Below are 3752 nucleotides of genomic sequence, written 5' to 3'. Positions count from 1 at the left end.
GCTCTGTGCATACACCTGCAGGTACAGCGCATGCAGTTCGGCCTGCAGCCGCGGTTCGGCAAGGGCAGGGTCACCGGTGGCGATGCAGTCGATCTGCAGGTTGCTGCGTGAGCGCAGCTTGCGCCGGATGTTCTTGCGACGCGCTGCGGACAGGCGTGCCAGATAGGCGTCGATGCAATCGAAATCGATCGCCACCCATGCCAGCGGCATGCCTTCCAGCGGGATGAAACCGCGTGCTTCCAGCGCCTGCAGGAAGGCGTGGCTGTGTGCGTTGGCGGCATCGTCCAGCAAGGGCGAATCGATCGCCAGATCCTTGACCACCAGCAGCCGGCTGTCACCGACGCCATGGCGCAGCACGTCGTCGGCCAGTGCAGCCGCCGACACATGCGCCGGCAGCGGTGTGTACTCGGTGCTGGTGGCACCGATGAACCGCGTCTGCCAGGTCAGCCACGGCCGCCACAGGCGCGACAGCGGCAGCCCCAGCAGGCGCGAGCGCAGTGCATCGTCCAGGGTTGTGGTCAGATCCAATGGCGCACGGAAACTGGGCAGGCCGCTGGGCAGGCGGCTGGCATCGAACCCCAGGGGAGGGTGGGCCAGGAAGCCCTCCAGCAGCGCGGCCGGTTCCAGCGCGGTGCTGGATACACGCGGGATCATGTCCATGCGGGGCACGGGAACCGGCAGCGCATTCCCGCTCAGCCCTTGGCCTTGGTCAGCAGCTGGTCCAGCAGGGTAATCGCCAGGTCGATCTCTTCGTAGCTGATGTTCAACGAGGGCGCGAAGGTGATCACGTTCTTGTACCAGCCACCCACATCGAGCACGAGGCCCATGCGCTTGCCGTCGTGCAGCAGGTCGCCGGCCAGGCCGATGTCGACCATGCGGTCCAGCAGTTCACGGTTCGGGGTGAAGCCATCGGCGGCGCAGATTTCCGCACGCAGTGCCAGGCCGAGGCCATCGAYATCGCCGATTTCCGGATGGCGCTTCTGCAGACCGCGCAGGCCGTCGAGGAAGTAGGCCCCCTTCTCCGGCACGGTGCGCTCGTAGTCCATCTCCTTGCCCAGCTTCAGCACTTCCAGGCCTAGGCGCGTGCCCAGCGGATTGGAGTTGAAGGTGGAGTGGGTGGAGCCCGGTGGGAACACGGTCGGGTTGATCAGCTCTTCGCGCGCCCACAGGCCAGACAACGGGTTGAGGCCATTGGTCAGCGCCTTGCCGAACACCAGCACGTCCGGGGTGACATCGAAGTGTTCGATGGCCCACAGCTTGCCGGTGCGCCAGAAGCCCATCTGGATCTCATCGACGACCATCAGGATGCCGTACTTGTCCAGCACGCGCTTGAGGCCCTTGAAGAAGTTGCGCGGCGGAATGACGTAGCCGCCGGTGCCCTGGATCGGCTCGACGTAGAACGCGGCGTACTCGGCCTGGCCGACCTTGGGATCCCACACGCCGTTGTACTCGCTTTCGAACAGGCGCTCGAACTGGTGCACACAGTGGTCGGAGTACTCGTCCGGGGTCATGCCCTTCGGGCGACGGAACGGATACGGGAACGGGATGAACATCGCGCGTTCGCCGAAATGGCCGTAGCGGCGGCGGTAGCGGTAGCTGGAGGTGATCGACGAGGCGCCGAGGGTGCGGCCGTGGTAGCCGCCTTCGAAGGCGAACATCAGGCTCTTGCCGTTGCGCGCGTTGCGGACGATCTTCAGCGAATCCTCCACCGCCTGCGCACCACCGACGTTGAAGTGCACACGGCCATCAAGGCCGAACTTCTCGTGCATGTCCACCGCGATGGTCTTGGCCAGCTGCACACGGGTGGGGTGCAGGTACTGGCTGGCGACCTGCGGCAGGGTGTCGATCTGGTCCTTCAGCGCATTGTTCAGGCGCTGGTTGGCGTAACCGAAGTTGCACGCCGAGTACCACATCTGCAGATCGAGGTACGGGGTGCCGGCGGCATCGAACATGTAGCTGCCTTCGCAGCGCTGGAAGATCTTCGGCGGATCAACGTAGTGCACGGTGTCGCCGAAGGAGCTGTAGCGGGCTTCATCTGCCAGCAGCTGTGCATCGGTGATGGCGGCATCGGCGTTCTTGTCAAAAATATTCATCGGTTCGATTCCGGAGAGGGCATTCAAAGGAAGCAACGGGCGGAGCGATCAGGCGGTGGCGAGCAGCCGCGGAAGCGAGGGCTGAAGCAGGCTGCCGTCGAGCAGGCGCGGCAGCAGCGCAGTAGCGTCGTGGAAGGTGTCGATGGCGGCGTGGGGAATGCCGGCGTCGGTGCAATGGGCAATCAGGCGACGCTTGGCGAACACGAAATCGGCGTGTTCGGATACGCAGAAATCGGAGGCGCCATCGCCGATCATCAGCACGCGGGGAGCTTCGTCAGCACGCGCCTGCGCCGCGCAGGTGCACTTGCAGGTGCCGCTGCGGCAGCCTTCGGCCTGGTAGGGAGATTCAAGCTGCCAATGGCCGTCAGACCAGCGCAGGTGATTGGCCACCACAGGCAGCGGCGGCAGGCCGTGATTGGCGAGGATGCGATGGATTGCGTAGTCCAGGCCGTCGCTGACGATGCGCAGTGGCAGGCCCAACGCCTGCGCGCGTTTGACGAAAGCGGCGAAGCCCGGATCGATCCGTACCTGGTCCAGGTGTGCATCGAGGGTGGCCGGATCAAGCTTCAGCAGGCGGACCTGGCCCTGCATGCATTCACGCGAACCGATCTCGCCTGAGCGCCACTGGTCTTCCAGCTGCTGCCAACCGGGCTGGCCGAAGTTTTCCAGCAGCGAATCAATGACGTCCTCGAGGCTGATGGTGCCATCGAAGTCACACAGGATGCTCCATTGCATGGGCAGCTCCGTCGATGAAGAGAGGCCTTGGCACGATGCCGGCGACGGGGCCAATGTAGGCAGGCCGTCTTTCTCGTTCCTTTCCACCTGAAAGCCCGAACGGAGGCACTCGGGAAGCGTTCAGCCAGTGAGCGCGAAGCAGGCTTTGCCCGGCTTCAACCTCTACTGACCAGCCAGTACCTTCACGATCTCGCAGCTGTCTTCGTGGGTCAGCCAGGGGCTGTTGCCCACGGTCAGGGAGCGGGCGGCGAAGTCGCGGGCATTGGGTACGTCCGCGTCTGCGACGACGCCTCGCAGATAGGCATAGTCCGGCAGGGCGTGGATGAACATGCGGCTGACACCCAGGCCGCGCTGCCACAGCGATGAAAGCGCTTTGTCACGCGCAAGTTCGCTGGGCAGCAGCAGCATCAGCATCGGCCAGGTGCCAAGAGTGCCAGGCATCCCGTCCACCACTTCAACGGCAGGCAGCGATTCCAGCTGCACGCGCAGCTGCAGCGCGCGCAGGCGGGCGGCCTGCAGGAAGGCGGGCAGGCGCTGTGCAGCGTGTGCCCCGACGTTCTGCCGCCAGCGGCTGACGCGATGCTGCGGAATATCCAGTGGAAACACATCACCCACCGCAGCTTCCAGGTCGCCACGGCGCAGGGCACGCCGCAGCGGATTTCCATACACCAGCGACAGCAGGGAAGGGCGGTAGCAGGCCGCCAGGCCCAGCAGCTGCAGGCTGCGCGTCAGCTCCCAGCGCGGGTTGAAGGGCGTGTGTCCTGCGGCCTGCTCGATCAATGCCGCACGCAGTTCTTCATCACGTGTCAGCAGCAGGCCGCCCTCATGCAGGCTCAGGCCCTTGCCGGCGGCCAGGCTGAAGAAGCCGATGTCGCCGCGCAGGCCGACGCTGTTGCCGGCCACGCGTGCACCCAGTGCCTGTGC

The 3752-nt window shown here is 65.2% G+C and carries 3 protein-coding genes and 1 pseudogene; all 4 read right to left on the bottom strand.

All coding sequences use genetic code 11. The features are described from left to right. Nucleotides 1-660: pseudogene (locus AC1VAN_RS14745) on the bottom strand (GNAT family N-acetyltransferase); the annotation flags it as partial. Nucleotides 661-692: 32 nt separating this feature from the next. After that, a complete protein-coding gene (locus AC1VAN_RS14740) occupies nt 693-2093 on the bottom strand; it encodes an aspartate aminotransferase family protein (RefSeq protein ID WP_480986073.1) in 1401 nt (466 codons plus the stop codon). A 48-nt stretch (nt 2094-2141) separates the two neighbouring features. Further along, the gene (locus tag AC1VAN_RS14735; protein WP_025873783.1) at nt 2142-2828 is read right to left on the bottom strand and encodes an MtnX-like HAD-IB family phosphatase; all 687 of its coding nucleotides are present in this window, start codon (nt 2826-2828) and stop codon (nt 2142-2144) included. A gap of 162 nt (nt 2829-2990) precedes the next feature. Beyond that, nucleotides 2991-3752 (bottom strand): DegT/DnrJ/EryC1/StrS family aminotransferase (locus AC1VAN_RS14730; protein WP_480986072.1); only part of this gene is annotated, 762 nt, incomplete at its 5' end.

Source organism: Stenotrophomonas sp. 05L44_2, from assembly GCF_056665995.1.
This window is presented reverse-complemented; position numbering and strand designations above follow the sequence as displayed.

Bases quoted from the DNA above. Each gene is read 5' to 3' on its own strand.
- AC1VAN_RS14735 (WP_025873783.1), bottom strand. From the start codon at position 2,828: ATGCAATGGAGCATCCTGTGTGACTTCGATGGCACCATCAGCCTCGAG.